At 35.5% G+C, this 23,050-nt stretch carries 23 protein-coding genes and 2 riboswitches; of the genes, 14 read left to right on the top strand and 9 right to left on the bottom strand.

The window, feature by feature from the left end; translation table 11 throughout:
- Positions 1–20: 20 nt before the first annotated feature.
- Positions 21–1,004: a glucokinase gene (glcK, locus tag COO03_RS09360; protein WP_097896907.1), complete on the top strand. Its 984-nt coding sequence runs from the start codon at positions 21–23 to the stop codon at positions 1,002–1,004.
- A 107-nt stretch (positions 1,005–1,111) separates the two neighbouring features.
- Here the strand turns inward: glcK and COO03_RS09355 are convergent, their stop codons facing one another.
- Positions 1,112–1,285 (bottom strand): DUF2759 domain-containing protein, encoded by a 174-nt coding sequence (locus tag COO03_RS09355; protein ID WP_097896906.1) that lies wholly within the window; start codon positions 1,283–1,285, stop codon positions 1,112–1,114.
- A gap of 169 nt (positions 1,286–1,454) precedes the next feature.
- Between COO03_RS09355 and COO03_RS09350 the strand changes: the two genes are divergently transcribed.
- Together COO03_RS09350 and COO03_RS09345 are read left to right on the top strand one after the other, a co-directional pair.
- On the top strand, positions 1,455–2,084 hold the full coding sequence (locus tag COO03_RS09350) for an MBL fold metallo-hydrolase (protein WP_097896905.1): 630 nt from the start codon (positions 1,455–1,457) through the stop codon (positions 2,082–2,084).
- Between the two features lie 9 nt (positions 2,085–2,093).
- A complete protein-coding gene (locus tag COO03_RS09345) occupies positions 2,094–3,206 on the top strand; it encodes a class I SAM-dependent methyltransferase (protein WP_097896904.1) in 1,113 nt (370 codons plus the stop codon).
- A 152-nt stretch (positions 3,207–3,358) separates the two neighbouring features.
- Here the strand turns inward: COO03_RS09345 and COO03_RS09340 are convergent, their stop codons facing one another.
- The 3 genes from COO03_RS09340 to COO03_RS09325 all read right to left on the bottom strand — a co-directional run bounded on the left by COO03_RS09340 (position 3,359) and on the right by COO03_RS09325 (position 6,353).
- Positions 3,359–3,649, bottom strand: coding sequence for an ArsR/SmtB family transcription factor (locus COO03_RS09340; protein WP_097896903.1), 291 nt, complete (start codon positions 3,647–3,649; stop codon positions 3,359–3,361).
- A 431-nt stretch (positions 3,650–4,080) separates the two neighbouring features.
- Positions 4,081–5,244 carry a cystathionine beta-lyase gene (gene metC / locus COO03_RS09330; RefSeq protein ID WP_097896902.1) on the bottom strand — a complete coding sequence of 388 codons (1,164 nt, stop codon included), beginning with the start codon at positions 5,242–5,244 and terminating at the stop codon, positions 4,081–4,083.
- Positions 5,241–6,353, bottom strand: a complete 1,113-nt coding sequence (locus tag COO03_RS09325) for a methionine biosynthesis PLP-dependent protein (protein WP_097896901.1) — start codon at positions 6,351–6,353, stop codon at positions 5,241–5,243. Before COO03_RS09325 ends, metC begins: the two co-directional genes overlap by 4 nt.
- A gap of 98 nt (positions 6,354–6,451) precedes the next feature.
- Positions 6,452–6,565: riboswitch (SAM riboswitch) on the bottom strand.
- Between the two features lie 199 nt (positions 6,566–6,764).
- Positions 6,765–6,875, top strand: a riboswitch (SAM riboswitch).
- 71 nt (positions 6,876–6,946) lie between these two features.
- On the opposite strand from COO03_RS09325, the gene COO03_RS09320 reads away from it, so the two are divergent.
- The 7 genes from COO03_RS09320 (at position 6,947) to COO03_RS09290 (ending at position 15,561) form a co-directional block, all read left to right on the top strand.
- Positions 6,947–8,782, top strand: a complete 1,836-nt coding sequence (locus COO03_RS09320; RefSeq protein WP_097896900.1) for a bifunctional homocysteine S-methyltransferase/methylenetetrahydrofolate reductase — start codon at positions 6,947–6,949, stop codon at positions 8,780–8,782.
- On the top strand, positions 8,779–12,180 hold the full coding sequence (metH, locus tag COO03_RS09315) for a methionine synthase (protein WP_097896899.1): 3,402 nt from the start codon (positions 8,779–8,781) through the stop codon (positions 12,178–12,180). Before COO03_RS09320 ends, metH begins: the two co-directional genes overlap by 4 nt.
- A gap of 18 nt (positions 12,181–12,198) precedes the next feature.
- Positions 12,199–13,257, top strand: coding sequence for an undecaprenyldiphospho-muramoylpentapeptide beta-N-acetylglucosaminyltransferase (locus COO03_RS09310; RefSeq protein ID WP_097896898.1), 1,059 nt, complete (start codon positions 12,199–12,201; stop codon positions 13,255–13,257).
- Positions 13,258–13,337: 80 nt separating this feature from the next.
- Entirely contained in the window at positions 13,338–13,616 is a 279-nt protein-coding gene (locus COO03_RS09305; protein ID WP_097897061.1) for a DUF3966 domain-containing protein, read from the top strand.
- A gap of 96 nt (positions 13,617–13,712) precedes the next feature.
- Positions 13,713–14,090, top strand: coding sequence for a nucleoside 2-deoxyribosyltransferase (locus COO03_RS09300; RefSeq protein WP_097896897.1), 378 nt, complete (start codon positions 13,713–13,715; stop codon positions 14,088–14,090).
- Complete coding sequence (locus tag COO03_RS09295; RefSeq protein WP_097896896.1) at positions 14,090–15,067, top strand: HD domain-containing protein; 978 nt, start codon at positions 14,090–14,092, stop codon at positions 15,065–15,067. The genes COO03_RS09300 and COO03_RS09295 overlap by 1 nt, the downstream gene beginning before the upstream one ends.
- A gap of 2 nt (positions 15,068–15,069) precedes the next feature.
- Positions 15,070–15,561, top strand: coding sequence for a hypothetical protein (locus COO03_RS09290; RefSeq protein ID WP_097896895.1), 492 nt, complete (start codon positions 15,070–15,072; stop codon positions 15,559–15,561).
- A 37-nt stretch (positions 15,562–15,598) separates the two neighbouring features.
- Here the strand turns inward: COO03_RS09290 and COO03_RS09285 are convergent, their stop codons facing one another.
- Positions 15,599–15,910: a hypothetical protein gene (locus COO03_RS09285; RefSeq protein WP_097896894.1), complete on the bottom strand. Its 312-nt coding sequence runs from the start codon at positions 15,908–15,910 to the stop codon at positions 15,599–15,601.
- Between the two features lie 251 nt (positions 15,911–16,161).
- On the opposite strand from COO03_RS09285, the gene COO03_RS09280 reads away from it, so the two are divergent.
- Positions 16,162–16,377, top strand: a complete 216-nt coding sequence (locus tag COO03_RS09280; protein WP_141523178.1) for a DUF3912 family protein — start codon at positions 16,162–16,164, stop codon at positions 16,375–16,377.
- Positions 16,378–16,555: 178 nt separating this feature from the next.
- Entirely contained in the window at positions 16,556–16,876 is a 321-nt protein-coding gene (locus tag COO03_RS09275; RefSeq protein WP_097896892.1) for a hypothetical protein, read from the top strand.
- 65 nt (positions 16,877–16,941) lie between these two features.
- Here COO03_RS09275 and COO03_RS09270 read toward each other — a convergent pair whose 3' ends face one another.
- A complete protein-coding gene (locus tag COO03_RS09270; RefSeq protein WP_097896891.1) occupies positions 16,942–18,624 on the bottom strand; it encodes a methyl-accepting chemotaxis protein in 1,683 nt (560 codons plus the stop codon).
- A gap of 418 nt (positions 18,625–19,042) precedes the next feature.
- Here COO03_RS09270 and COO03_RS26960 point away from each other — a divergent pair, with 418 nt between their 5' ends.
- Positions 19,043–19,183, top strand: a complete 141-nt coding sequence (locus tag COO03_RS26960) for a hypothetical protein (protein WP_170958153.1) — start codon at positions 19,043–19,045, stop codon at positions 19,181–19,183.
- Positions 19,184–19,298: 115 nt separating this feature from the next.
- Positions 19,299–20,186 (top strand): DMT family transporter, encoded by an 888-nt coding sequence (locus tag COO03_RS09260; protein WP_097896890.1) that lies wholly within the window; start codon positions 19,299–19,301, stop codon positions 20,184–20,186.
- A 90-nt stretch (positions 20,187–20,276) separates the two neighbouring features.
- Here COO03_RS09260 and COO03_RS09255 read toward each other — a convergent pair whose 3' ends face one another.
- The 3 genes from COO03_RS09255 to COO03_RS09245 all read right to left on the bottom strand — a co-directional run bounded on the left by COO03_RS09255 (position 20,277) and on the right by COO03_RS09245 (position 22,856).
- Positions 20,277–21,692, bottom strand: coding sequence for an L-cystine transporter (locus COO03_RS09255; protein ID WP_276308057.1), 1,416 nt, complete (start codon positions 21,690–21,692; stop codon positions 20,277–20,279).
- 87 nt (positions 21,693–21,779) lie between these two features.
- Positions 21,780–22,022 (bottom strand): DUF2626 domain-containing protein, encoded by a 243-nt coding sequence (locus COO03_RS09250; RefSeq protein WP_097896888.1) that lies wholly within the window; start codon positions 22,020–22,022, stop codon positions 21,780–21,782.
- Between the two features lie 138 nt (positions 22,023–22,160).
- A complete protein-coding gene (locus COO03_RS09245) occupies positions 22,161–22,856 on the bottom strand; it encodes a helix-turn-helix transcriptional regulator (RefSeq protein WP_097896887.1) in 696 nt (231 codons plus the stop codon).
- Positions 22,857–23,050: the final 194 nt, after the last annotated feature.

The following is a 23,050-nucleotide window of genomic DNA, read 5'->3' as shown; positions in this document are numbered from 1 at the left end:
AAAAAGGTGGGTTAGCAAAAATGGAGGAAAAGTGGTTAGTGGGTGTTGACCTTGGCGGGACAACAATTAAATTAGCATTTATTAATGTATACGGTGAAATTTTACATAAGTGGGAAATCCCAACGAATACAAGTGAGCAAGGAAAACATATTACATTAGATGTAGCAAAAGCAATTGATGAAAAGCTAGAAGAATTAGGAGAATTAAAAAGCAAGTTAATCGGTATTGGTATGGGAGCTCCTGGTCCTGTACATGTTGCTTCTGGAATGATTTATGAAGCAGTTAACTTAGGATGGAAAAACTATCCGTTAAAAGACTTATTAGAAGTAGAAACAGGTTTACCTGTTGTAATTGATAATGATGCAAATTTGGCAGCGCTTGGCGAAATGTGGAAGGGTGCTGGTGAAGGAGCAAAAGATTTAATTTGTATGACACTTGGAACTGGCGTTGGTGGCGGTGTGATTGTAAACGGGGAAATCATACACGGTGCAAGCGGTGCAGCTGGTGAAATTGGACATATTACAGTTGTTACAGAGAATGCATTTCCTTGTAACTGCGGAAAATCTGGATGCCTAGAAACAGTAGCTTCGGCAACAGGTATTGTACGTATTGCAATGCAAAAAATACAAGATACAGATAAAGAAAGTGTACTGCGCTCTATGTTAGAAGAAGAGGGACGTATTACATCAAAAGATGTATTTGAGGCACTTGGACAAGGTGATGCCTTGGCAGGGGAAGTTGTAGAAAAAGTAGCTTCTTATTTAGGACTAGCGGTAGCCAACCTGTCTAGTACGTTAAACCCTGAAAAAATCGTAATTGGCGGCGGCGTATCAAAAGCTGGTGATGCACTATTACAGCCAATTCAGCGCTATTTTGAACAATATGCATTTTCACGTGCTGTTAAGAGCACAAAGCTAGCGATTGCAGTGCTTGGTAATGATGCAGGTGTAATCGGTGGAGCTTGGCTTGTAAAGAAGCATAAATATGAAGCAAAAACGATATAATTATTGAAGATAATGATGCCTAGTAATTAGTAGAATAAAGAAGAGGAAGGGAGAATCCCTTCCTCTTTTTATGCAATATCTTGATGGAGAATAGAACTGAAAGTGAATTAATGAGTTGGCGGGTACCCGCTATTTAGGACAGTCATGACTGTAAACCATCCGAAAACCAGTACAGTTGCAACAGCAAAGCCGCCTGCAAGTAGATTTTTTTCACGTAACGTTCTAAGGGTTGCAAATACAGCTAACAGAGTGACTAGCCCAAAAATGATAACAAGCCCCATATATGATCCCCCTCTGCTCTCTTATTCTTTTGTTTGAGTTTTTGGAATATTCCTTCTTTTTTATTGTACATGTTTTAGAAATGGTTGTCGAGATAGCAACATTTCTTTTCTTAAGGGAAAGAAATGTTGTATCATAAAAGTAAGTTCAACAACTGGAGGAGATTTGAAAATGAAGTGGATACAAATGCCGCTAGGACCATTACAAACAAATGCATATATTTTAAGCAATGATCAAAAAGAATGTATTATTTTTGATCCAGGTAGTGAAGGTGAGAAACTTGTAACGTATTTACAAGAAGAACAATTAAAACCATTAGCAGTTTTATTAACACATGCTCATTTCGATCATATTGGTGCAGTCGATGCAGTGAGGGATGCGTTTTGTATCCCGGTATATGTACATAAAGAAGAAGCGGATTGGCTAGGTGATGCGACTGTAAATGGTTCGCAAATTTTTATGATGAATCGAAGTATTACAGCAAAGCCAGCAGATCATATCATTGATGGAGAAGGAACGTTAACGATTGGATCTTTTACATTTGAAATGTTTGAGACACCGGGACATTCTCCAGGTAGTATTTCATATTATTGCAAAGAGGCAAATGCTGTATTTTCAGGAGATGTATTATTCCAAATGAGCATTGGCCGCACGGATTTACCAGACGGAAGCTTTGCAGAATTAATCGGAAGTATTGAAGAGAAATTATTTGTACTACCAGATGACACGGCTGTGTTATGCGGACATGGTCCGGAAACAAATATTGGCTTTGAAAAAGAAAATAATCCGTTTTTACAATAAGGTGCTTATATGGGGATGGAGCTCGTTTTAAGAGAATGGATGGAAAGGGAGAAGGATTATTCGATTTCATATGGTACATATATGAACTTTGCATTGTATGATGAGAAGTACGGATACTATATGAAAAATCGTGAGAAAATTGGAAGGAAAGGTGATTTTTTCACGAGTAGTAACGTCTCTTCTGTGTTTGCAAGGACATTTGCTCACTTTTTTATTCATCTTGTCCAAAATGGAGAGGTCGCGCCAAACATTTGCGAAATTGGAGGAGGAACTGGGAGATTTGCCTACGATGTTTTGCGGGAATGGAAACAGTTATCTCCAGAAACCTTCACAGATTTACGCTATTCTATTATTGAGTTGAGCCCTTTTCATAGGAAATTACAAAACAATCAACTTGGCTCATTTCTAAATATTTCTCAGCATGAGTCCTATAAAGAGTTAGGAGATTCTTTTACAGGAATTGTTTTTTCGAATGAATTGTTTGATGCTTTTCCTGTTGAGGTAATTGAGAAGCGGAATGGTATTTTGTATGAAGTAAGGGTTACATATACAGAAGAAGGAAAACTTACAGAAGTATTAAGACCGATAGAAGAAAGACTACGGAGTTATTTACGAAGACATCATATTCAGCTTTTTGAAGGACAGCGTTTTGAAGTCCCAATAGCAATGGAAAACTATGTACAAGAAGTTGCAAGATGGCTCAAGAAAGGTTTATTTATCACGGCTGATTATGGGTATACAAAGGCAGAATGGATGCATCCAGCGCACCGTGAAGGAAGTCTAAGGGGATATTATAACCATAGGCTCATTCGAAATCCTCTTGAGTATTCAGGAGAGATGGATATTACAGCGCATATCCATTGGGATGAGCTGAAGGAAACAGGGGCAATGCAAGGCCTTGATACAGTATGGCACACAAAGCAAAATGAGTTTTTACTAGCGGCGGGGATACTAGAACAGCTTGCTAGTCATCAAGATCCGGATCCTTTTTCTGAGAAACAGAAAACAAATCGTGCGATTCGCTCTATGATTTTGAATGGAGGAATGGGTGATGTCTTTGATGTTGTTATTCAAAAAAAGGGGATGCAATTTTTTAATTTGAAGCGTTATTTGTCTATATAGAAAAAACAAGACACAGAAAGTTTCTGCGTCTTGTTTTTTAATACGACTTTTAGTATGTAGTATTGTATATTTCCTCTCATGATATATATTTATATTAAAGATATGAGATGAAAAATATAGAATACGCCCTTTTTTTCTCTGTTTAATAATCCCTAACCTAGTAATACGTGAACAAGTTGAATAATTGTTTCATTTTCTACTTTGTAGTAAATTTCTAATCCTTTTCTTTCACTAGAAACGATTTTAGCACTTTTTAATTTTGCTAAATGTTGTGAAATTGTGGATTGTGGCATGTTTAAGCCTGTGTACATTGTAGAAACGTTACTTGGACCTCGTTCAATTAATCCCTTTACAATACATAAGCGAACAGGATGAGCAAGCACTTTTAGTAACTCTGCATTACTCTCATATAGTTCTAATTCTTTTTGAAAGGTTTCTAACATGTTTTTTTCCACCTCCGTGTAAGCTGTTATACCATACTATTCATACCAAAAAATTAAAGAAAAGAAAATAGTTGTTGCAGAAAAAACGTTCTAAAGTAAAGAAAATGTAAGAAAAGAGACTCTAGTGTAAATAAAAAAGATAAATTTGTACGTTTTGTAAAAAAGATGTTTTTGATTAGAAATTGTAATACGTTGTAAAATTGGAAAGATACGGATATACTTATAACACAAGTTTATCATGATTTTTTTGTTCTTTCAAATTAATATACAAAATTTTGAAAACAATACTAAAAGGAATTTTGTACCCTTATATAGAATATGTATCAGCTTAGAAAGATGAGGCGTCTAAACATTGGAAGAGAAAAAGAACCTGAATTCAGGTTCTTTTTTGTATTGCATCTTCATGTTCAAATGTAGCAAAATCAAAATTCCTATGCATTCACAGGTTCCTCTACATAAGAAAGAGCATTTTCAAAGTCAGAAATTAAATCATTTATATTCTCGAGGCCGACCGATAAGCGAAGTAATGAATTAGAAATACCTCTTTCATCTCGCACTTCCTGAGACAATGCTGCATGGGTCATCTTAGCAGGATAAGAGAGAATCGATTCAACGGCTCCTAGGCTAACAGCAAATACAGGGAGTTTTACTTTAGATAGAAATTGGTGCAGTGCATCTTCTGATTGTAGTGCGAAAGATAGAACAGCCCCAGCAGATTTTGCTTGTGATTGTTGTACGCCATAACCAGAATGTGATTCTAATCCAGGATAATATACATTTTGGATTTTTGAATGCTTTTGTAAATAATGAGCCATTTTATTTGCATTTGCTGCTGAGTATTCGAGACGTACGTGTAATGTTTTCATCCCGCGAAGTACGAGAGAACAATCTTGAGGTCCTAATATAGCACCAAAGGCATTTTGCAAGAAGCCAAGTTTTTGAGCAAGATCTTCATCTTTTACAACAGCTAATCCAGCTGTAACATCACTATGCCCAGCAATAAATTTTGTGGCACTATGAAGTACAACATCTGCTCCAAGCTCAAGGGGTTTTTGGAATAGAGGCGTTAAAAAAGTATTATCAACAAACGTAAGGGCCCCAGCAGACTTTGCTAATTTACAAACAGCACGAATATCAGTTACTTTTAATAGTGGATTGGATGGTGTTTCAACATAAAAGACTTTTGTGTTTGGTCTAATGCTTCGCTTTACCTCTTCTATATTTGTCATGTCAACAAATGTATATGAAATACCGTAACGAGAGAGAACCTCTGTTACAATACGATAAGTTCCGCCGTATACATCTTCTGAGATCAGAACATGATCCCCTTGTGAGAGAAGGAGAAAGGAAGTAGAAATTGCCGCGATTCCAGAGGCAAAGGCAAATCCTTTTGTTCCACCTTCTAATAAAACAATGATATCTTCAAGTGCTTCACGTGTTGGATTACCAGAGCGACTATAGTCGTATTTTCCAAAAGTATCTACATCAAATTGGTGAAATGTTGACGTATTATAGATCGGAACGTTAACAGACCCAGTTTGTGAATCATGTTTATATTGGTTATGAAGCAAGAGTGTATCTAAGGAATAGTTCATATTCTCACACCTTCTTTTACATGTGTAATAGCTTGCTTTAAGTCTTGAATTAAATCATCACTATTTTCAATGCCAACGGAGAAGCGAAGGAGGCGATTACATACACCGCGTGCTGTTCGTACTTCTTCTGGAATATCAGCATGTGTTTGAGTGGCTGGATATGTCATCAGACTCTCAACACCGCCAAGGCTTTCAGCGAATGTAATTAATGATAAAGATTGTAAGAAGGGATTTATCCATTTTTCATCACGAAGACGAAATGAAACCATACCACCTTTTCCTGGATAAAATACATCAGTTACACCATCTTCGTCGTTTAAATAAGCAACAATTTTATTCGCATTTTCTTCATGTTGTTTCATGCGAAGGGCTAATGTTTTCATCCCGCGAATTAATAACCACGAATCAAATGGACTTAATACAGCGCCAGAAGCATTATGATAGTGGGCAAGTTCTTCACAGAGTGTTTGGCCTTTTGCGACGACAAGGCCGCTGAGTACATCATTATGACCACCTAAATATTTTGTTGCGCTGTGAAGGACAATGTCTGCGCCTTCTGTTAATGGTTGTTGTATATAAGGAGTATAGAAAGTATTATCAACAATTAGAAGTAATCCATGTCGTTTTGCGATGGCTGAGGCAGCTGCAATATCGGTAACTTGCATTAATGGATTGGTAGGCGTTTCTATAAAAATAGCCTTTGTTTGAGAAGTGATGGCTTGTTCTATTTGGTTAATAGATTGTGCATCTACGTATCTACAGCGAATATTCCACTTTTCTTCATGCTCAGAAAATAAGCGGTAAGTACCTCCATATAAGTCTTCTGATACGATAAGTTCATCACCAGAACGGAGTAAGGAAAGGACGAGAAGAACCGCTGCCATTCCGGAGCTACAGGCATATCCTTGTTCACCTTCTTCTAAATCAGCAATTGCGCGCTCTAAAAGATCACGTGTTGGATTTCCAGTTCTTGAGTAATCAAATCCGGTAGATTTTCCGATTCCTTCATGGCGATAGGCTGTTGAAAAATAAACAGGGGGATTAACCGTTCCAGTTGTCGTCTCACTTCGATTTCCAATTTGGGCTAGTTTTGTTTCAATTGTTGACATGTAACATTCCTCCTTTATGAAATAAAATATAAAATTTTAAGTGGTATAAAAATAAAAAAGCCTTCTAAGAAGAAGGCTTTCATTCGAATATAGTCTTCTTCTTATCTGTCAAATTTTTTTACAATTTGCTGGAATTAGCACCTTATTAACGAATCGCGTTAATGGTTGCTGAGGCGTCGTCGGGCCAGTCCCTCTACCTCTCTGGATAAGAATATTTTGTATGAAATTTTATTATGTTTTTAACTGTACAACAAAAGATAATTGGATTGCAACTTTATTTTAAATATTTTTTATTTTCACTTAAATTACATTGACTTTTATTCTATCGGATGCTAAATTTATTAGAAAATTAACAAACATGTTAAAAGGTGAGCATATTTCCTTTTAATAAAATAAATAGTTAAAGACAAACTCTTATTACGAGCGGTGGAGGGAAAGGCCCTGTGAAACCCAGCAACCTTCAAATGAAATGTTTGAAACGGTGCTAATACCTGCGAAACGAACAGTTTTGCATGATAAGAGGAGGAACGATAATGTCCCCCCTCTTCAAGGTGAAGAGGGGTTTTTTATATTAATAGAAAAGAGGGAGAAAAGTGAAATTACTAGATCTATTATCAAAAGGTATCGTGATAGGTGATGGTGCAATTGGAACGTTATTACACTCACATGGTTTACAAAGTAGTTTTGAAGAATTGAACCTGTCTGATCCAGATTTAATTATATCGATTCACAAACAATATGTAGCTGCTGGTGCAGATGTTATTCAAACAAATACATATGGTGCAAATGAAGCAAAACTGCGTATGTATGGCCTAGAAAATCAGGTTGTTCAAATTAATAAAGCAGCGGTAAAGCTTGCGAAAGCAGCTGTGACAGACAAGAATGCTATTTTAGGGACGATTGGTGGGATGAAGCATATCGGAGCCGTTACAACGACTGATATGGAACGAGAATTTATGCTACTTGAGCAGGCTGGAGCTTTATTAGAGGAAAAAGTTGATGGGCTATTATTAGAAACATTTTATGATGAATTCGAATTGTTTCATGCAGTAAAAGTGTTACGAAAACAAACGGATATTCCGATTATTGCACAACTAGCGCTTCATGAAGCAGGCACAACGCAAAATGGTAATGATGTAAATGAAATATTAACAGGGCTTTTAGATTACGGTGCAAATGTAGTCGGTTTAAACTGTCAATTAGGACCGCTTCATATGACGGAAGCTTTCAAAATGATATCGATTCCAAAGAATGGTTACTTGTCGGCTTATCCAAACGCAGGTCTTCCAAACTATGTAGAAGGACGTTATTTATACGAAGGAAGCCCTGCCTATTTTGAGGCGATGACACCGAAATTTATTGAACAAGGGATTCGGTTATTGGGCGGTTGTTGTGGTACAACGCCAGCACATATTAAAGGGATGAAACGTGCAATCACGAATGAAACACCCGTTACAGAGAAACAAATTTTTCAACGGCCGCAAGTCATTCATACACATGCGAAACGTTCACGCACTCATGTTACTCTTGCAGAGAAAGCAAAGAAGCAAACGACAGTTGTTGTTGAATTAGATCCCCCTAAAACATTGGATACACAGCGCTTTTTTGAAGGTGCTAGATTATTGAAAAGAGCAGGTGCTGATGCGATTACGTTAGCAGATAACTCGTTAGCGTCACCGCGTGTTTCGAACATGGCAATGGGGGCGTTATTAACGAAGCATGATATTCCAGTACTCATTCATTTAACATGCCGAGATCATAATGTGATTGGTTTGCAATCACATTTGCTTGGATTATCAGCATTAGGGATGGAAGAAGTGCTAGCTTTAACAGGTGACCCAGCCCGTGTTGGTGATTTTCCAGGGGCAACTTCGGTATATGACTTATCATCTATTGAGTTGATTAAAATGATTAAGGAAATGAATGATGGTCGAACCATTTTAGGAAAATCAATTGGTCCTGCGACGAGATTCTCTGTTGGGGGAGCCTTTAATCCACATGTGAGGCATTTAAAGGCAGCGGTAAAACGGATGGAGAGAAAAATTGCAGCTGGTGCAGAGTACTTCTTAACACAGCCAATTTATGATGTAGCTTTAATTAAAGAAGTGTACGAGGCAACGAAGCATCTGGAACACCCGATTTTTATTGGAATTATGCCTTTAGTAAGCAAGCGAAATGCAGATTTTCTTCATTTTGAGGTGCCAGGCATTACATTGCCGGACGAGGTAAGACAGAGAATGGATGGGCATGAAACCCAGGAGGCAGCAATTGAAGAGGGAATTCGCATTTCACAAGAATTAATTGATGCTACGATGAAATATTTTAACGGTATTTATCTCATCACACCATTTTTAAAATATGAAATTACAGAAAATCTTGTTAAGTATGTGAGAGAAAAGCAAGAAGTGAAAGAGGTAATAAACGAATGAAAACGATAGAAGAAAGATTACAACATAATATTTTAATATTAGATGGTGCGATGGGAACAATGATTCAGCAAGCAGATTTAACTGCTGAAGATTTTGGTGGTGAAGCATATGAAGGTTGTAATGAATACTTAGTAAAAACAAGACCAGATGTCATTTTAGACATTCATAAAGCTTACATTGAAGCGGGTGCGGATATTATAGAAACAAATACGTTTGGTGCTACAAATATCGTATTGCATGATTATGAATTGTCTCATTTAGATGAAGAGCTGAATGAAAGAGCAGCACTTTTAGCGAAACAAGCTGTAAGAGAATGTGGCAAAGAAGTATATGTAGCGGGCGCGATGGGACCAACGACAAAAGCAATTAGTGTAACTGGTGGGGTAACCTTTGAAGAGTTAATTGAGGCATATACTAGACAAGCAAGAGGATTATTACGGGGCGGTGTTGATGTATTGCTTGTTGAGACGAGTCAAGATATGCGGAACGTGAAAGCGGCATATTTAGGGATTCAACAAGCGTTTACAGAGGTGAATCAAACAGTGCCCCTTATGATTTCAGGAACGATAGAACCAATGGGAACAACTTTAGCTGGTCAAACAATCGAGGCGTTTTATTTATCAGTTGAGCATATGAAGCCATTATCTGTCGGATTAAACTGTGCGACAGGACCAGAATTTATGCGTGAGCATATTCGTTCTCTTTCTGATTTATCGGAGTGTTATATTTCTTGTTATCCAAATGCAGGTCTGCCAGATGAGGATGGACATTATCATGAATCACCAGCTTCCCTTGCTGAAAAGGTGAAGCGATTTGCTGAAGAAGGGTGGATGAATATAGTTGGTGGTTGCTGCGGGACAACACCAGATCATATAAGGGCGATAAAAGCGGCACTTAAATCGCTCAAACCACGCAAGAATCATGGGCGAGCAGGTCACGGGATTAGCGGTTTAGAAGCATTGCAATACGATGATTCTATGAGGCCGTTATTTGTTGGCGAAAGAACCAATGTGATTGGATCACGCAAATTTAAACGGTTAGTAGCAGAAGGAAACTTTGAAGAAGCTGCTGAAGTTGCGAGGGCGCAGGTAAAGAAAAATGCTCATATTATTGACATTTGTATGGCGGATCCTGACCGTGATGAAGTAGAAGATATGGAAAACTTTTTAGCAGAGGTTACGAAAGTATTAAAGGTCCCAATTATGATTGATTCAACGGATGAAAATGTAATGGCAAAAGCTCTCACATATATACAAGGAAAAGGCGTCATTAACTCGATTAATTTAGAAAACGGGGAGGAGCGTTTTGAGAAAGTAACACCGCTCATCCGTAAATACGGTGCTGCTATTGTAGTAGGAACGATTGATGAAGAGGGCATGGCGGTTAGTGCCGAAAGAAAATTAGAAATTGCAAAACGAAGTTATAAATTGTTAACAAAGAAATATGGTATACGTCCATCGGATATTATTTTTGATGCGCTTGTTTTTCCAGTAGGAACTGGTGATGAAGAATATATCGGTTCAGCAGCAGCTACAATTGAAGGAATTCGTCTTATTAAAGAAGCTCTTCCAGAATGTTTAACAATCTTAGGTGTGAGTAATATATCGTTTGGTTTACCGCCAGCTGGTCGTGAAGTACTAAACTCGGTCTTTTTATATCATGCAACAAAAGCGGGACTTGATTATGCTATTGTAAACACTGAAAAATTAGAACGCTATGCGTCGATTCCAGAGGAAGAAAAGGAACTCGCAGACGCGCTATTATTTGAAACAATGAAAGAAACATTGGAAGAATTCACGAACTTTTACCGAAGTGCGAAGAAGAAAGAAGCTGTTGTACAAGAAATATTAACGCTTGATGAACGATTAGCAAATTATATTGTGGAGGGAACAAAGCAAGGGTTACAGGAAGATTTAAGTCTTGCGCTTATAGAAGGAAGAAAACCTCTTGATATTATTAATGGTCCGCTTATGGCTGGGATGGACGAGGTTGGCCGCTTATTTAATAATAATGAGCTGATTGTGGCTGAAGTATTACAAAGTGCAGAAAGTATGAAAGCTGCTGTGGCCTATTTAGAGCCGTATATGGAGTCTAGCGATAGTGCGAAAAAAGGGAAAGTATTGTTAGCGACTGTAAAAGGCGACGTACATGATATTGGTAAAAATCTTGTGGAAATTATTTTATCAAACAATGGCTATGAAATTGTGAATTTAGGAATTAATGTCCGCTCTGATCGTATTGTTCAAGAAGTACAAGAGACGAAACCCGATATTATTGGACTTTCTGGATTGTTAGTGAAATCAGCACAACAAATGGTAACAACTGCTGAAGATTTACAGGCGGCAAATATTGATATTCCCATTGTCGTGGGTGGCGCAGCACTCACAAGGAAATTTACAGATAATCGAATTTCTCCCTCTTATAAAGGTCTTGTTTTATATGCGAGCGATGCAATGACAGGACTCGATCTTATCAATCGATTACAAAAAGAAGAGGAACGAGAAAAAATGAAGCAGGACAAAATGGAGCGTCATCTTCATGTTGTGAAACAAGAGGAGAAAAAAGTAGCGGTAATACCAGCTGTAATTGAACCATTGGAGCCAGCGAAGATTATGGTACCTGACTCAACAAAGCGGGTCATACTGCGCGATATTCCGATTTCGCACCTTGCGCCGTTTTTAAATAGACAAATGTTAATCGGACATCATCTTGGCCTAAAAGGAAATGTGAAAAAACTGCTGAGGGAAGGGGACAAACGAGCGCATGAATTAAACAATTTAATTGATGAACTACTGCAAGAAGGACAATCTTGGCTACGACCAAAAGCGGTCTATCAATTTTTCCCTGCTCAAAGTGAAGGACAAAGTATTATCATTTATGATCCGGAAGATCATACGCGTATAATAGAGCGATTTTCGTTTCCAAGACAAGGGAAAGCTCCGTACCGTACATTAGGAGATTACTTAAGGCCGGCCGGAGATGAAATGGATTATGTGGCCTTTTTATCGGTTACAGTTGGGCAAGGTGTTCGTGATATTGCGGAGGAATGGAAGGAGAAAGGGGATTACTTACGTAGTCATGCCATTCAATCATTAGCGCTAGAACTAGCCGAAGGTCTTGCTGAAAAAACACATATGTTGATTCGCGATCGCTTTGGAATTCCAGATTCACCTGAGATGACGATGGAAGAACGATTCCGAACAAAATATCAAGGGATTCGCGTTTCTTTCGGTTATCCAGCTTGCCCGGAACTTGCTGATCAAGAGAAATTATTTCGTCTAATTCAGCCAGAGGAAATAGGGATTTCGCTAACAGAAGGATTTATGATGGAGCCGGAAGCATCTGTAACGGCAATGGTATTTGCTCACCCCGAGGCACGATATTTTAGTGTACTATAATGTAGAAGGGGGAGGAGTATGAAAAGAATAATTTTTACAGGCGGTGGTTCGGCTGGGCATGTGACACCCAATTTAGCAATTATTCCACATTTGCAAGAAAAGGGCTGGGATATTTCTTATATTGGTTCTCATCAAGGGATTGAAAAAACGATTATTGAGAACGAAGGAATTTCGTATTATGGTATAGCGAGCGGAAAGTTACGCCGTTATTTTGACTTAAAAAATATAAAAGATCCTTTTCTTGTTATGAAAGGTGTAATGGATGCATATGTGCAAATACGAAAACTAAAACCTGATGTTATTTTTTCAAAAGGTGGTTTTGTATCTGTACCGGTGGTAATTGGTGGATGGCTAAACCGTGTTCCAGTCTTGTTGCATGAATCGGATATGACACCAGGACTAGCGAATAAAATCGCACTCCGTTTTGCGTCGAAAATATTTGTTACGTTTGAAGAAGCTGCGCAGCACCTGCCAAAAGACAAGGTAGTGTATACAGGATCGCCTGTACGAGAAGAAGTGCTACGTGGAAGTCGTGAAAAAGGGTTGCGTTTTCTTGGCTTTCATTCTCGAAAGCCGGTAATCACGGTTATGGGAGGAAGTCTAGGGGCAAAGAAGATCAATGAAACAGTACGAGAAGCATTGCCACAGCTCCTTAAAAATTATCAAGTTGTTCATCTATGTGGAAAAGGAAATCTAGATAAGAAGTTACAAACTGCAGAAGGATATAGGCAATTTGAATATGTGCACGGAGAATTACCAGATGTATTAGGGGCGACAGATTTTGTCATCTCACGCGCTGGATCCAATGCTATTTTCGAATTTTTAACATTGCAAAAGCCGATGATTTTAATTCCATTACCAAAAGCTTCAAGCCGAGGAGATCAAATTTTAAATGCACAATCGTTTGAAAGACAAGGGTATGCGGCGGTTTTATATGAAGAAGATATATCAGTGCCATCCCTTATGGAGCATATCGAAGAGCTAAATCATAATTGTGCGAAGTATAAAAAAGAATTAAAGAAATATAATGGTAAAGAAGCAGTACAGACCATTATGAAATATATTAAGGAGGCATGATTTCTAAAAAATCATGTCTTTTTTAGTAGAATGAAAGGTTCGAAGAATTGCTATATTTATGTTACAATAACAGAGATTTAATAGGGGAATTCCATTTCTTTGAGTGTAAAAATACGGATGGATTAGGAGTGACTGTGTTGGAGCTGAGTCTCTATGAAAATATAGCTCTTATTATATGTTTTGTTTTGTACGTTGGTAGTATTATTGTTTACATTTCAAGAAAATTTTCACAGGAACGAAACTTGCAAAAATCGGAAATAACAGCAGAGTTAGACATGTTAACCGATGAAAGTGATAAAAAACAAAAAATAAAAGAGGATCATCAAACGCCCCATCATTTAAACGCAAATAAGTTCTAAAGATGGGGATTTTTTTGGGCAAAATCCTTGTTGAGTATTATCTGTAACGCTAAAAGGAGTTTCCCTTCAGTCTTTATAAGTAAGGAGCTAATTCATATGAAGTTCTATATTGCATCAGGTTTTCAAAATAAACACCTTGTTCAATTTGTAGTGAGTAAACTGAAAGAAATAGGATGGCATCATACATATGATTGGACTCAAAATGAAAGAGCAACAAATAAAGAACAATTACAAAAGATTGGTCAAGCAGAAAAGCAGGCGATCCAAGAAGCTGATGTTTTTCTGCTTTTACTAGATGGAGGAAATGGAAGTCATACGGAGCTTGGTATGGCGATTGCACTAGAGAAAGAAGTCTATATGTATCATAAAAACAATCCACTTCAAACAACGTTTTATTATTTACCAGAAGTAGATATTTTTCAGGGAGAAGTAGAAGAGTTTGTATCTTATGTCATAAGTAAGGGTGATGTATAATGCAGATTCACGATCCGATATACGGTGATTTTGAAATAGATGGTATATTAGAAGAACTTGTGCAAACAGAAGCTATGCAAAGATTGAAAAAGGTTCATCAAGTTGGCGCAAGTTTTTTAGTAAATCCAAAGTGGAATGTAACCCGCTTTGAACATTCAATCGGTGTTATGCTTCTTGTAAAAATGCTAGGCGGAAGTGAAGCAGAACAAATTGTGGCACTACTTCACGATGTATCACACACTGCTTTTTCGCACGTTGTAGATCGTGTATTACAGAAAAAAGAAGAAGACTATCATGAACATATTTTTGATACGGTCATTGAAAACTCGGATATTCCGCTCATTTTGAAAAAGTATGGGTATGATTCTAAAATACTTCAAAACTGGGAACAATGGATGCTGTTGGAACAACCACTACCAGCTCTATGTGCGGATCGAATAGATTATACACTTCGCGATCTATATACATATGGAATGATTTCAAAACAAGAGGTTGTTACGTTTTTAGATCAATTAATGGTTCATGAACAATTTATTTGTTTAAGTTCTATTGAAGCTGCAGAATGGTTTACAGAGGTGTATTATAAAGAAACAATTGATTTCTTTCTACATCCATTAGGCTCATATAGTTATCATGTATTAACAAAAGTTTTGCAACTTTCGTTAGAAAAACATGTGATACATATTGAAGATTTCTTGTGTGATGATGAGACATTACTTCAAAAATTGAAATGTTGTCGTGACGAAGAGATAACGAGTGTATTGGCTACTTTACATCCAAATGTAATAGTAGAAGAGAATGATCAAGATTATGATATTTGTTATTTAGGTGGGAAGGAACGCTTAATTGATCCACCTGTCTATGTGAATGGTAAAATATATAAGGCGTCTAATTTATCTGGACATGTAAGGTTATGTAATCAAACAGCGAAAGAGAAAAGTAAGCAAAAGATATATTTAAAAATAAAGGAGTTATAAATATGAAATTAGAACAAGGATGGGAAACAAGTTTCTTAGAAGTTGTACAGAAAAGTGAATTCAAAAAGGGTGCTCTTCGCAGTCAGTTACTTTGTATGGACGGAGAAGAAGTAGAGGAGCTTGCAGACGATTACGGATATGACGAAATTGTAAATCGTGAACATGATGAGGAACTAGCAGAAATTTTAGGAGAAGAACTTTTTGCTGAAATGGAGCGCCACGTATTTTTATCTTCGCAACCTGAAGAAAAGCTCATTTCATTTGTAAATGGCTTAGGATTTCATATTTTAGATTGGATCGTTCTTCTTGAAACAGAATTCGGTATAGATAGTGCAGCATTTACATCGGATTCTGTAAAAATACTCGAAAAACGTTTTAGACAGTTCCCATATATAGAAGATAAGACAATTTTTGATATGACAATTGGAGAAGCAATGGATCTATTAGAGTCTGTGACGGGCTTACAACTGAAAGAGAAGATGAATATACAGTAGTGAAAATGAAAAGAACGTGAAATGATCACGTTCTTTTTTACATAATAATAATTTTGTCAGTTAATTTCTTTTGTCCTGTAAGAAGTGCATTCAAATACTCAACTTTTCGTATACAAGATTGAATGTGTTTTTCAACTTCTTGTAACTCTGCTTGATGGTGCGTTTCAATCGGATGAATTTGCACGTTAAACTTTTCAAATTGACTATTATATGTGATTTCTGCATAGCCGCTCATGATATCAGTTTGATTATGAAATAAGAATTGTTTTGTTTCTTCGCAGTATGTTACATCTTGAAATTCGTATGATTTTAATGCTTCGATTACTTTTGTAATAATTGTTATATCCATTTTTCTCCCTCTTTACGAAGTTATGCTTTTTCATTATAACATGAAATAAGTTTAAGAAAGCGTTTCCAAATGCATTTCCCTCTAATCTTTACGTATAATTTATCAAAATGAAACAAAGAAAAAATAATTGTAATAAAGGAAGGACTCTTTTACTGTTTCATCATATATATACAGAAATAGTGCCATGAAAGGAAACTTTCCGATGAGGAGGTAGTATTTCAAAGTTGAGCGCAGTAAAAGAGGTGAGAATCTTGAATTTTGATATTACAGGACAAAAAGCATATGTAAAAGATGGGCCATATCGAAATCGAATTGGAATTATAAAGAAAAAGGAAAAACAGTCAGGACCTAATTTTATTATTGTCATTGACGATCAAGCGATTGATGTAGAACTAAAAGATATCGTTCTAGTTGGAGTAGATGTAAGACAATTTCATGAATGGTGTGAGCAGAATGGTTATTTGTAAAAGGGACGGGCTGTGAGATAATAAAGAATATGCTTTAAAGAAAGATAAGAATGAGAGAATACGATATTGTATTCTCTTTTTGTATGTTAAAGGAGTAGTTAGAAGAATTTTTGCAGTTGCCGGATGAGGAGTTGTAATGAAAATAAAGATATGTACTTAATTTAGTCAGGTATAAAAGATGGCAGTAACGTTTTATGTAGCGAATAATCAAGATGAAATTTATCAGGAAAAGTATGGAGTTTATTTAGAAGATGAAGTGCATGAATGCCTTTGGAAACAAGCGCAAGGGACTCGATATGATTTAAACATATTAATTGATTTGGATCCGTATAGAGATAAACAATTTAATGTGCTTAAGTTGAAACGGTTGAAAAGAGTCTCAGAATTATTAATTAGAGATTATGATGAGTCAGAGGTTATAGAATTTGCTGAAGGGCTATATGGTTTATGTGTAGAAGCTTTAAATACCAATCGTTTAGCATTTGCTTTAGGTGATTAATGTTATATGTAAATAAAAATGCCCTTCAATAATTTTTAAGAGGGCATTTTTGTAGATTATTAAATTTACAATGTAAAATGTTTCAGCACATTCTTTAATTCTTCAGCCATTATGCTTAATTTGTTAATTGTATTTGTAGTATGTGACATAGCATCTATTTGCTGCTGAGCTGATTTTTTGACGCTTTGTGATTTATTATAGTTATCACTTGCTATATTTGATAATTGATTAATCGATGCGGAAACGGTTTCAGTATTAATTGAAATTTGTTGGGAGTATACGGATACTTCTTGGATTTGCAACGTAATTTCATTAATAGCTACACTGATTTTTTCAAAAGCTTGTCCTGCTGCATTTACAACAACTAAGCCAGTTTCTGTATCATTTTTCGTTACATGAGTTGTTTGAATTGCTGATTGCGTGCAGTTTTGAATTTCTTTTATTAAACTCACGATTTGTTTAGAAGATGTTTTGGATTGTTCAGCTAGCGTTCTAACTTCATCAGCAACAACAGCAAATCCTTTTCCATTCTCTCCAGCTCGTGCAGCTTCAATTGCTGCATTTAAAGCTAATAAATTAGTTTGATCTGCAATCCCATTTATTACTTCAACTATCGTATTGATTTCCACGGAAAGATGTCCTAATTTCGAAATAACTTCTGATGTATGATTGATAGAGTCATGGATTGTATTCATTTGAAGCATTGTTTGTTGAATGATAGCATTTCCTTCATTTGCACTCTTGCAGACTCCAATTGTTTTTTGAGATGCTATATTGGATAGTTTTGAGATGCTTTGAATGTCACTTGAAACATTTGTCATGGATGTTACAGTTTCTTGTGCTTCTTTATATTGGGTTTCAGATCCTTTAGTAACTATGTTAATAGAGTGTGTAACTTCATCTGCATGTTTAGTTAATTGGTGATTTTGTTTAATCAACTCTTGAGATGTTATGTTTAATTGACTTTCTGTATTAGATAACTTTGTAATAATACTTTGAAGGTTATCAGCTACCTCATTTGTTGAACATGCTAGTACCTCAAGTTCATCTTTAGTTTTTATAGATAAAGATTCACCGGTTAAATCATTTTTTGCAATTTGACTTAACCGTTTGACGACTAAAGTAATTGGAATTGTAATGGCTCTAGATATGAAAATAGCAATTGCAATTCCGATCATTGTTATTATTAATGCCGTAATAACAAATATCTTTTGTTCTCTTTCCCCATTTTCAATTAATTTCGTACCTTTATTTTTTAATTTTTGTTCGGCATCTATTTTAATTTTATCCCATGCATTAATTGCATCCATAGACCATAATTGACAGTAGTTTTCCATTAAAGGAATCGCTTCATTAAATCCACCTTTCGTATATGCGGGTATTACTTGATCTGTTATTAGGTTTTCCCACTTTATTGTTTTTTGAACAGCAGCTTTATAAGCTTCTGTATTACCCATGATATCTTGTAACTCCGCCTTTAATTTTTCTGATTCTTTTGTTTCTTCTAGAAATAAATCTTTATATTTTGTATCTCCGTATAATACATATCCTCTTGCAAGTATGACTCGATTTGCAACATTGGCAGACAATTCATTCGCTTTTGATACTTGTTTATATTCTTCGGTGACTAGTGTATGAATTTCTGTATTTGATTTTGATATTCCAAAATAACCAAATGTTGATATGCCAATTAGTAAAATAATTACAAATAAAAAACTGGTTAAAATTTTGCTTCGTATGTTTCTCATTTTTTCTCCTGCCAATCTTATTTTTATTTCCGGTAAGTAGATAAATTGTTAAATTAGATAGGTTTTTAAATATGTATATATGCATATTTAGATTAACAGTATCAGAGTATATTACAAAGTTTATATTGAAGTCAATACTTTTTGAAGGAACGTATACTTACTTTACTTGATATGTTTTTATTTATCATTTTAAGCGAGAATATCCTCGATATTTTTTTGTTTTTTCAAACATTCCTTAGAATGTTAGGTAGGGGTAGTTCAATTAGTAAAGAAGGTAGAAAAGATGGTTATGAATATTTGGAAATATAAGAAAAATAAATTGATATAGTAATAAATCATCAGTAATCTATAAATAGGAGCATTGTGGTAGTACTACAATAAAATATTCAAATGAATAATCAAACATGGAGGAACTTAAATGAACTTAATGCAAAAAGCAATAGATATGGCAGAAATCTATAAACAAAATCCAAAAATAGAAGCAGTTCTTTTAGCTGAGAAACAAATTCCAGAATTAGATCTTTATGAGCAAAGGAAACGAGTTTGTTATGTGAAGTAATGGAATGCTTGCAATAGAGTGTACTCAAAACGAATGTATAGATTCAATTAGGTATAAAGTGGATTTGGGAAGTTATAACATATTTTAAAAAAGAAAGACTAACGAGGGAATAGAAATGAGGATGCAATTAAAAGCTGATTTAATGCTATTAATGATTACATTTTTTTGGGGGGCATCGATTTTACTTACAAAAATTGGCCTCAATTCCGTACAAGAATATAATTTGATTTCATTGCGTTTTACTATTGCGTTTCTATTATCAGGCATAGTATTGTACAGGCATTTAATCAAAATTGATTTTAAAACTGTAAAATACGCTTTTATATTAGCTTCTATTTTGTTTATAGTTTATATTTTTGCGACTTTTGGTACAAAGTATACATCTGTTTCTAATGCCGGTTTCTTAATGAGTCTTACAGTTATCTTTATTCCAGCATTATCATCTATATTTTTAAAGCAAAGGCCTGAGAAAAAAGTTATATTGGGAATCGTTTTAACTATAGTAGGAATAGGGCTATTAACATTAAATAGCCAATTAAAGATAGGTTATGGTGATATATTATGTATTTTATGTGCTTTATTTTATGCAGTTCATATCATCGTTACAGGAACAATGACTAAGCATGTTGATTCAATTACTCTTGGAGTTTTACAGCTTGGTTTTGTTGGCATATTTAGTACAGTTTTCTCAATGTGTATGGAAACACCAAAACTTCCTAACACTTTTGAATCATGGTTTTCGATCTTAGTATTAAGTATATTTTGTACAGCAATAGCTTTCATTGTTCAAATCATTGCGCAGCAATATACTAGTCCTACACATACAGGTCTTATTTTTTCATTAGAGCCTGTTTTTTCAGCAGGTTTTGCTTTCCTTTTCACAGGTGAAATGCTCACATTTAAGGGTTACGTAGGTGCAACACTTCTATTATTAAGTGTATTAATTGTAGAACTCGATTTTAAGAGTTTGTTGAAACTAAATTACAAGAAAAATATAGAATAAATGAAAAAACAACCCTCCTAACATATGTAACTAACATGTTAGGGGGGTGTTTAAAATAGAGTTCTCACTTAGAAATCCAAAGTTGTATTATTACAAAGCAACTTCCTCAGCTTTTACATCCTTTTGATTATACGTATCATGATCTAATTCACCAAGCCATTTACTAGAAATAAGACCTGCTGTCATAGAACCACTTACGTTTAGAGCTGTTCGCCCCATATCAATTAATGGCTCAACAGAGATAAGAAGAGCGACAATACCGATTGGTAAGTTCATTGTAGAAAGTACGATTAATGCCGCGAATGTTGCACCGCCACCAACGCCGGCAACACCGAATGAACTAATAGCGACAACAGCGATTAAAGTTAAAATAAATTGTGGTTGTAATGGATCAATTCCTACAGTTGGAGCGACCATCATTGCAAGCATAGCTGGATAAATACCTGCACAACCATTTTGACCGATAGATACTCCGAAGGAAGCGGCAAAGTTTGCGATTCCTTCTGAAACACCAAGTTTTTCTTTTTGTGCTTCAATATTTAGTGGCATTGTACCTGCACTAGAGCGAGAAGTGAAGGCGAATGTTAATACTGGGAATACCTTTTTCAAATATTGAATAGGGCTTAAACCAGATAGAGCGATTAATAATAAATGAATAATAAACATTACGATAAGTGCTACGTAAGATGCTAGAACAAAGTTACCAAGTTTCAAAATGGAATTTATATCACTGCCAGCGACTGTTTTTGTCATAAGAGCTAATACGCCGTATGGAGTAAGACGTAAAATTAACGTTACCATACGCATTACAATCGCGTATACAGCATCGAGCATCTTTTTAAATAACTCTGCTTGCTCTGGATACTTTCGTTTCACACCGATAAAGGCGATCCCGATGAAAGCAGCAAAGATTACGACAGAAATTGTTGATGTTGGACGTGCACCTGTTAAATCAAGAAACGGATTTGTAGGTAATAGTTCTAATAATTTTTGTGGAACTGGTGTTTTTTCAATAGAAGTAAATTTCTCTTCCACTAATTTTAAACGAGCAGATTCTGCATCACCCTGTTGTAAGCCAGTTGCTTGAACGTCAAATCCTGCGCTTGCTGCGATACCAACAGCTGCAGCAATTCCAGTTGTAAGAATTAAAATTCCGATAATAAGTCCGCTAATTTTACCAAGGTTTTTTGTTAATTTTAATTTTGTAAACGCTGAGATAATAGAAACTAAAATCAGTGGCATAACAATCATTTGTAGCAATTTCACATAACCACTACCGATTAAATTAAACCAGTTATTTGATTCAATGATGACTTTAGAAGTCGGATCATAGATAAATTGTAAGATAAGACCAAATGTAATTCCAGCTCCTAAAGCAGTAAATACACGTTTATTAAAAGATACATGCTTCCGTTGCATATAGTACAATACGCCGGCTAATATGAGCATGACCGCAACGTTAATGCCGATTAGCAGTACATTCATGTTAATTCCCCCTAATTCCAATATGTTATATAAAATATATTTCAAGAAAACCTATAAGTCAACTAGGGAATTGAGAAAAATAAAAAAAGATGGCAAATTGCCATCCTTTTAATGCCCGACGCCAGGGATAAGTAAAAATGTTGTATAGTATGTAAATCCGATGAAGAAAACAGTTAAATATGCCCCAAACACGTATATATACATACGCTCTGTTAATTTTAAATAACTTAAAAGTACGAAGAATCCTGTTTGTCCTAAAAATAATAGTGCAGTTGTGTACATATCTCCTAAGTAAAACATAACCGAGAAAATTCCAGTCCAAAAGCCGAGAACGCGAAACATGCGCTCCATGCAATTCCCCTCCTTTTCTAAAAAAAGTAAATCTCTCTTCATTATAGTTTATTTTTCTAACTATTGTAAATATTATATAAAAAGAAAAGAAGCCAAATGAAATTGACTTCTTTTTGATACATTTTCATGTAAGAGCAGTTATAGCTGAATTTTATAGTTGCATGATTTACAGCCATCTAATAAGTTATCGCTTCGCGTTAATTCCATGTTAGGGAATAGGATTTCAAAAATCCCTCTCATCATATCGCCGTGCATATTACAAACTTCATCTGCATGATGAACAGCAACTTCTCTAAATGGGCAGTTATACACGTCATAGAAAATTTTTGTGCCATCCGTACTCAATTCAAATGAAGGAGATAGGCCAGCTGTCGATAATGCCTCTTTGGCAATTTGTACTTTTTGTTCTAGTGTTAATGAAGCCTCAGTAACATTTAAACGCTGCATATGTTGTTCCATTAATTCTTTCCCAAATTGCTTGCCTGTTTCATATAATGCTTTTTCACCAGCTGCACCGAGGCTAAGGAGTGAATTAAAAGCAATTTTTGCTAACAATTGATAGTCGCGAAATGGGAATTGCAGCTGAATTAAGTCTTCAGATAATACATATAATCTGCTTGGTCTGCCGCCTTTTCCTGTTTTCTTCGTTTCTGATTTTAACATATTGACATCTTCTAGTTTTGATAAGTGTAAGCGTGCTACGTTTGGATGAATATTAAATTCATCAGCAATTTCTTGTACAGTTACGTAATTATGTTTTTGAGAAATATATTTATAAATGTAATAACGAGTTGGATCAGATAATACACCTGTAATTTTTAAAGCTTGTTCCATGATGATCTCCACCTTTATCACTTTATCCAAGATATTAACATTATAATACAGATAAAGTTATCTATAGTTAATTTTAGTCAATAATTCAGAAATTGTTCATATTTTCACAAATGTATTTTGCCCTTTTTTCGTGGAGAAAATCATAAAGTCACCATTTTTCTTTTATATTTTCTCATGATATATACATAGTGAGG

Source organism: Bacillus sp. AFS098217 (assembly GCF_002551815.1).
Lineage (GTDB): Bacteria > Bacillota > Bacilli > Bacillales > Bacillaceae_G > Bacillus_A.
This window is presented reverse-complemented; position numbering and strand designations above follow the sequence as displayed.

Bases quoted from the DNA above. Each gene is read 5' to 3' on its own strand.
- metC (WP_097896902.1), bottom strand. From the start codon at position 5,244: ATGAACTATTCCTTAGATACACTCTTGCTTCATAACCAATATAAACAT.
- COO03_RS09300 (WP_097896897.1), top strand. From the start codon at position 13,713: ATGAAGTTCTATATTGCATCAGGTTTTCAAAATAAACACCTTGTTCAA.
- COO03_RS09285 (WP_097896894.1), bottom strand. From the start codon at position 15,910: ATGGATATAACAATTATTACAAAAGTAATCGAAGCATTAAAATCATAC.
- COO03_RS09270 (WP_097896891.1), bottom strand. From the start codon at position 18,624: ATGAGAAACATACGAAGCAAAATTTTAACCAGTTTTTTATTTGTAATT.
- COO03_RS09245 (WP_097896887.1), bottom strand. From the start codon at position 22,856: ATGGAACAAGCTTTAAAAATTACAGGTGTATTATCTGATCCAACTCGT.
- metH (WP_097896899.1), top strand. From the start codon at position 8,779: ATGAAAACGATAGAAGAAAGATTACAACATAATATTTTAATATTAGAT.
- COO03_RS09250 (WP_097896888.1), bottom strand. From the start codon at position 22,022: ATGGAGCGCATGTTTCGCGTTCTCGGCTTTTGGACTGGAATTTTCTCG.
- COO03_RS09290 (WP_097896895.1), top strand. From the start codon at position 15,070: ATGAAATTAGAACAAGGATGGGAAACAAGTTTCTTAGAAGTTGTACAG.
- COO03_RS09345 (WP_097896904.1), top strand. From the start codon at position 2,094: ATGGGGATGGAGCTCGTTTTAAGAGAATGGATGGAAAGGGAGAAGGAT.
- COO03_RS26960 (WP_170958153.1), top strand. From the start codon at position 19,043: ATGAACTTAATGCAAAAAGCAATAGATATGGCAGAAATCTATAAACAA.
- COO03_RS09275 (WP_097896892.1), top strand. From the start codon at position 16,556: ATGGCAGTAACGTTTTATGTAGCGAATAATCAAGATGAAATTTATCAG.
- COO03_RS09340 (WP_097896903.1), bottom strand. From the start codon at position 3,649: ATGTTAGAAACCTTTCAAAAAGAATTAGAACTATATGAGAGTAATGCA.
- glcK (WP_097896907.1), top strand. From the start codon at position 21: ATGGAGGAAAAGTGGTTAGTGGGTGTTGACCTTGGCGGGACAACAATT.
- COO03_RS09355 (WP_097896906.1), bottom strand. From the start codon at position 1,285: ATGGGGCTTGTTATCATTTTTGGGCTAGTCACTCTGTTAGCTGTATTT.
- COO03_RS09260 (WP_097896890.1), top strand. From the start codon at position 19,299: ATGAGGATGCAATTAAAAGCTGATTTAATGCTATTAATGATTACATTT.
- COO03_RS09350 (WP_097896905.1), top strand. From the start codon at position 1,455: ATGAAGTGGATACAAATGCCGCTAGGACCATTACAAACAAATGCATAT.
- COO03_RS09295 (WP_097896896.1), top strand. From the start codon at position 14,090: ATGCAGATTCACGATCCGATATACGGTGATTTTGAAATAGATGGTATA.
- COO03_RS09310 (WP_097896898.1), top strand. From the start codon at position 12,199: ATGAAAAGAATAATTTTTACAGGCGGTGGTTCGGCTGGGCATGTGACA.
- COO03_RS09325 (WP_097896901.1), bottom strand. From the start codon at position 6,353: ATGTCAACAATTGAAACAAAACTAGCCCAAATTGGAAATCGAAGTGAG.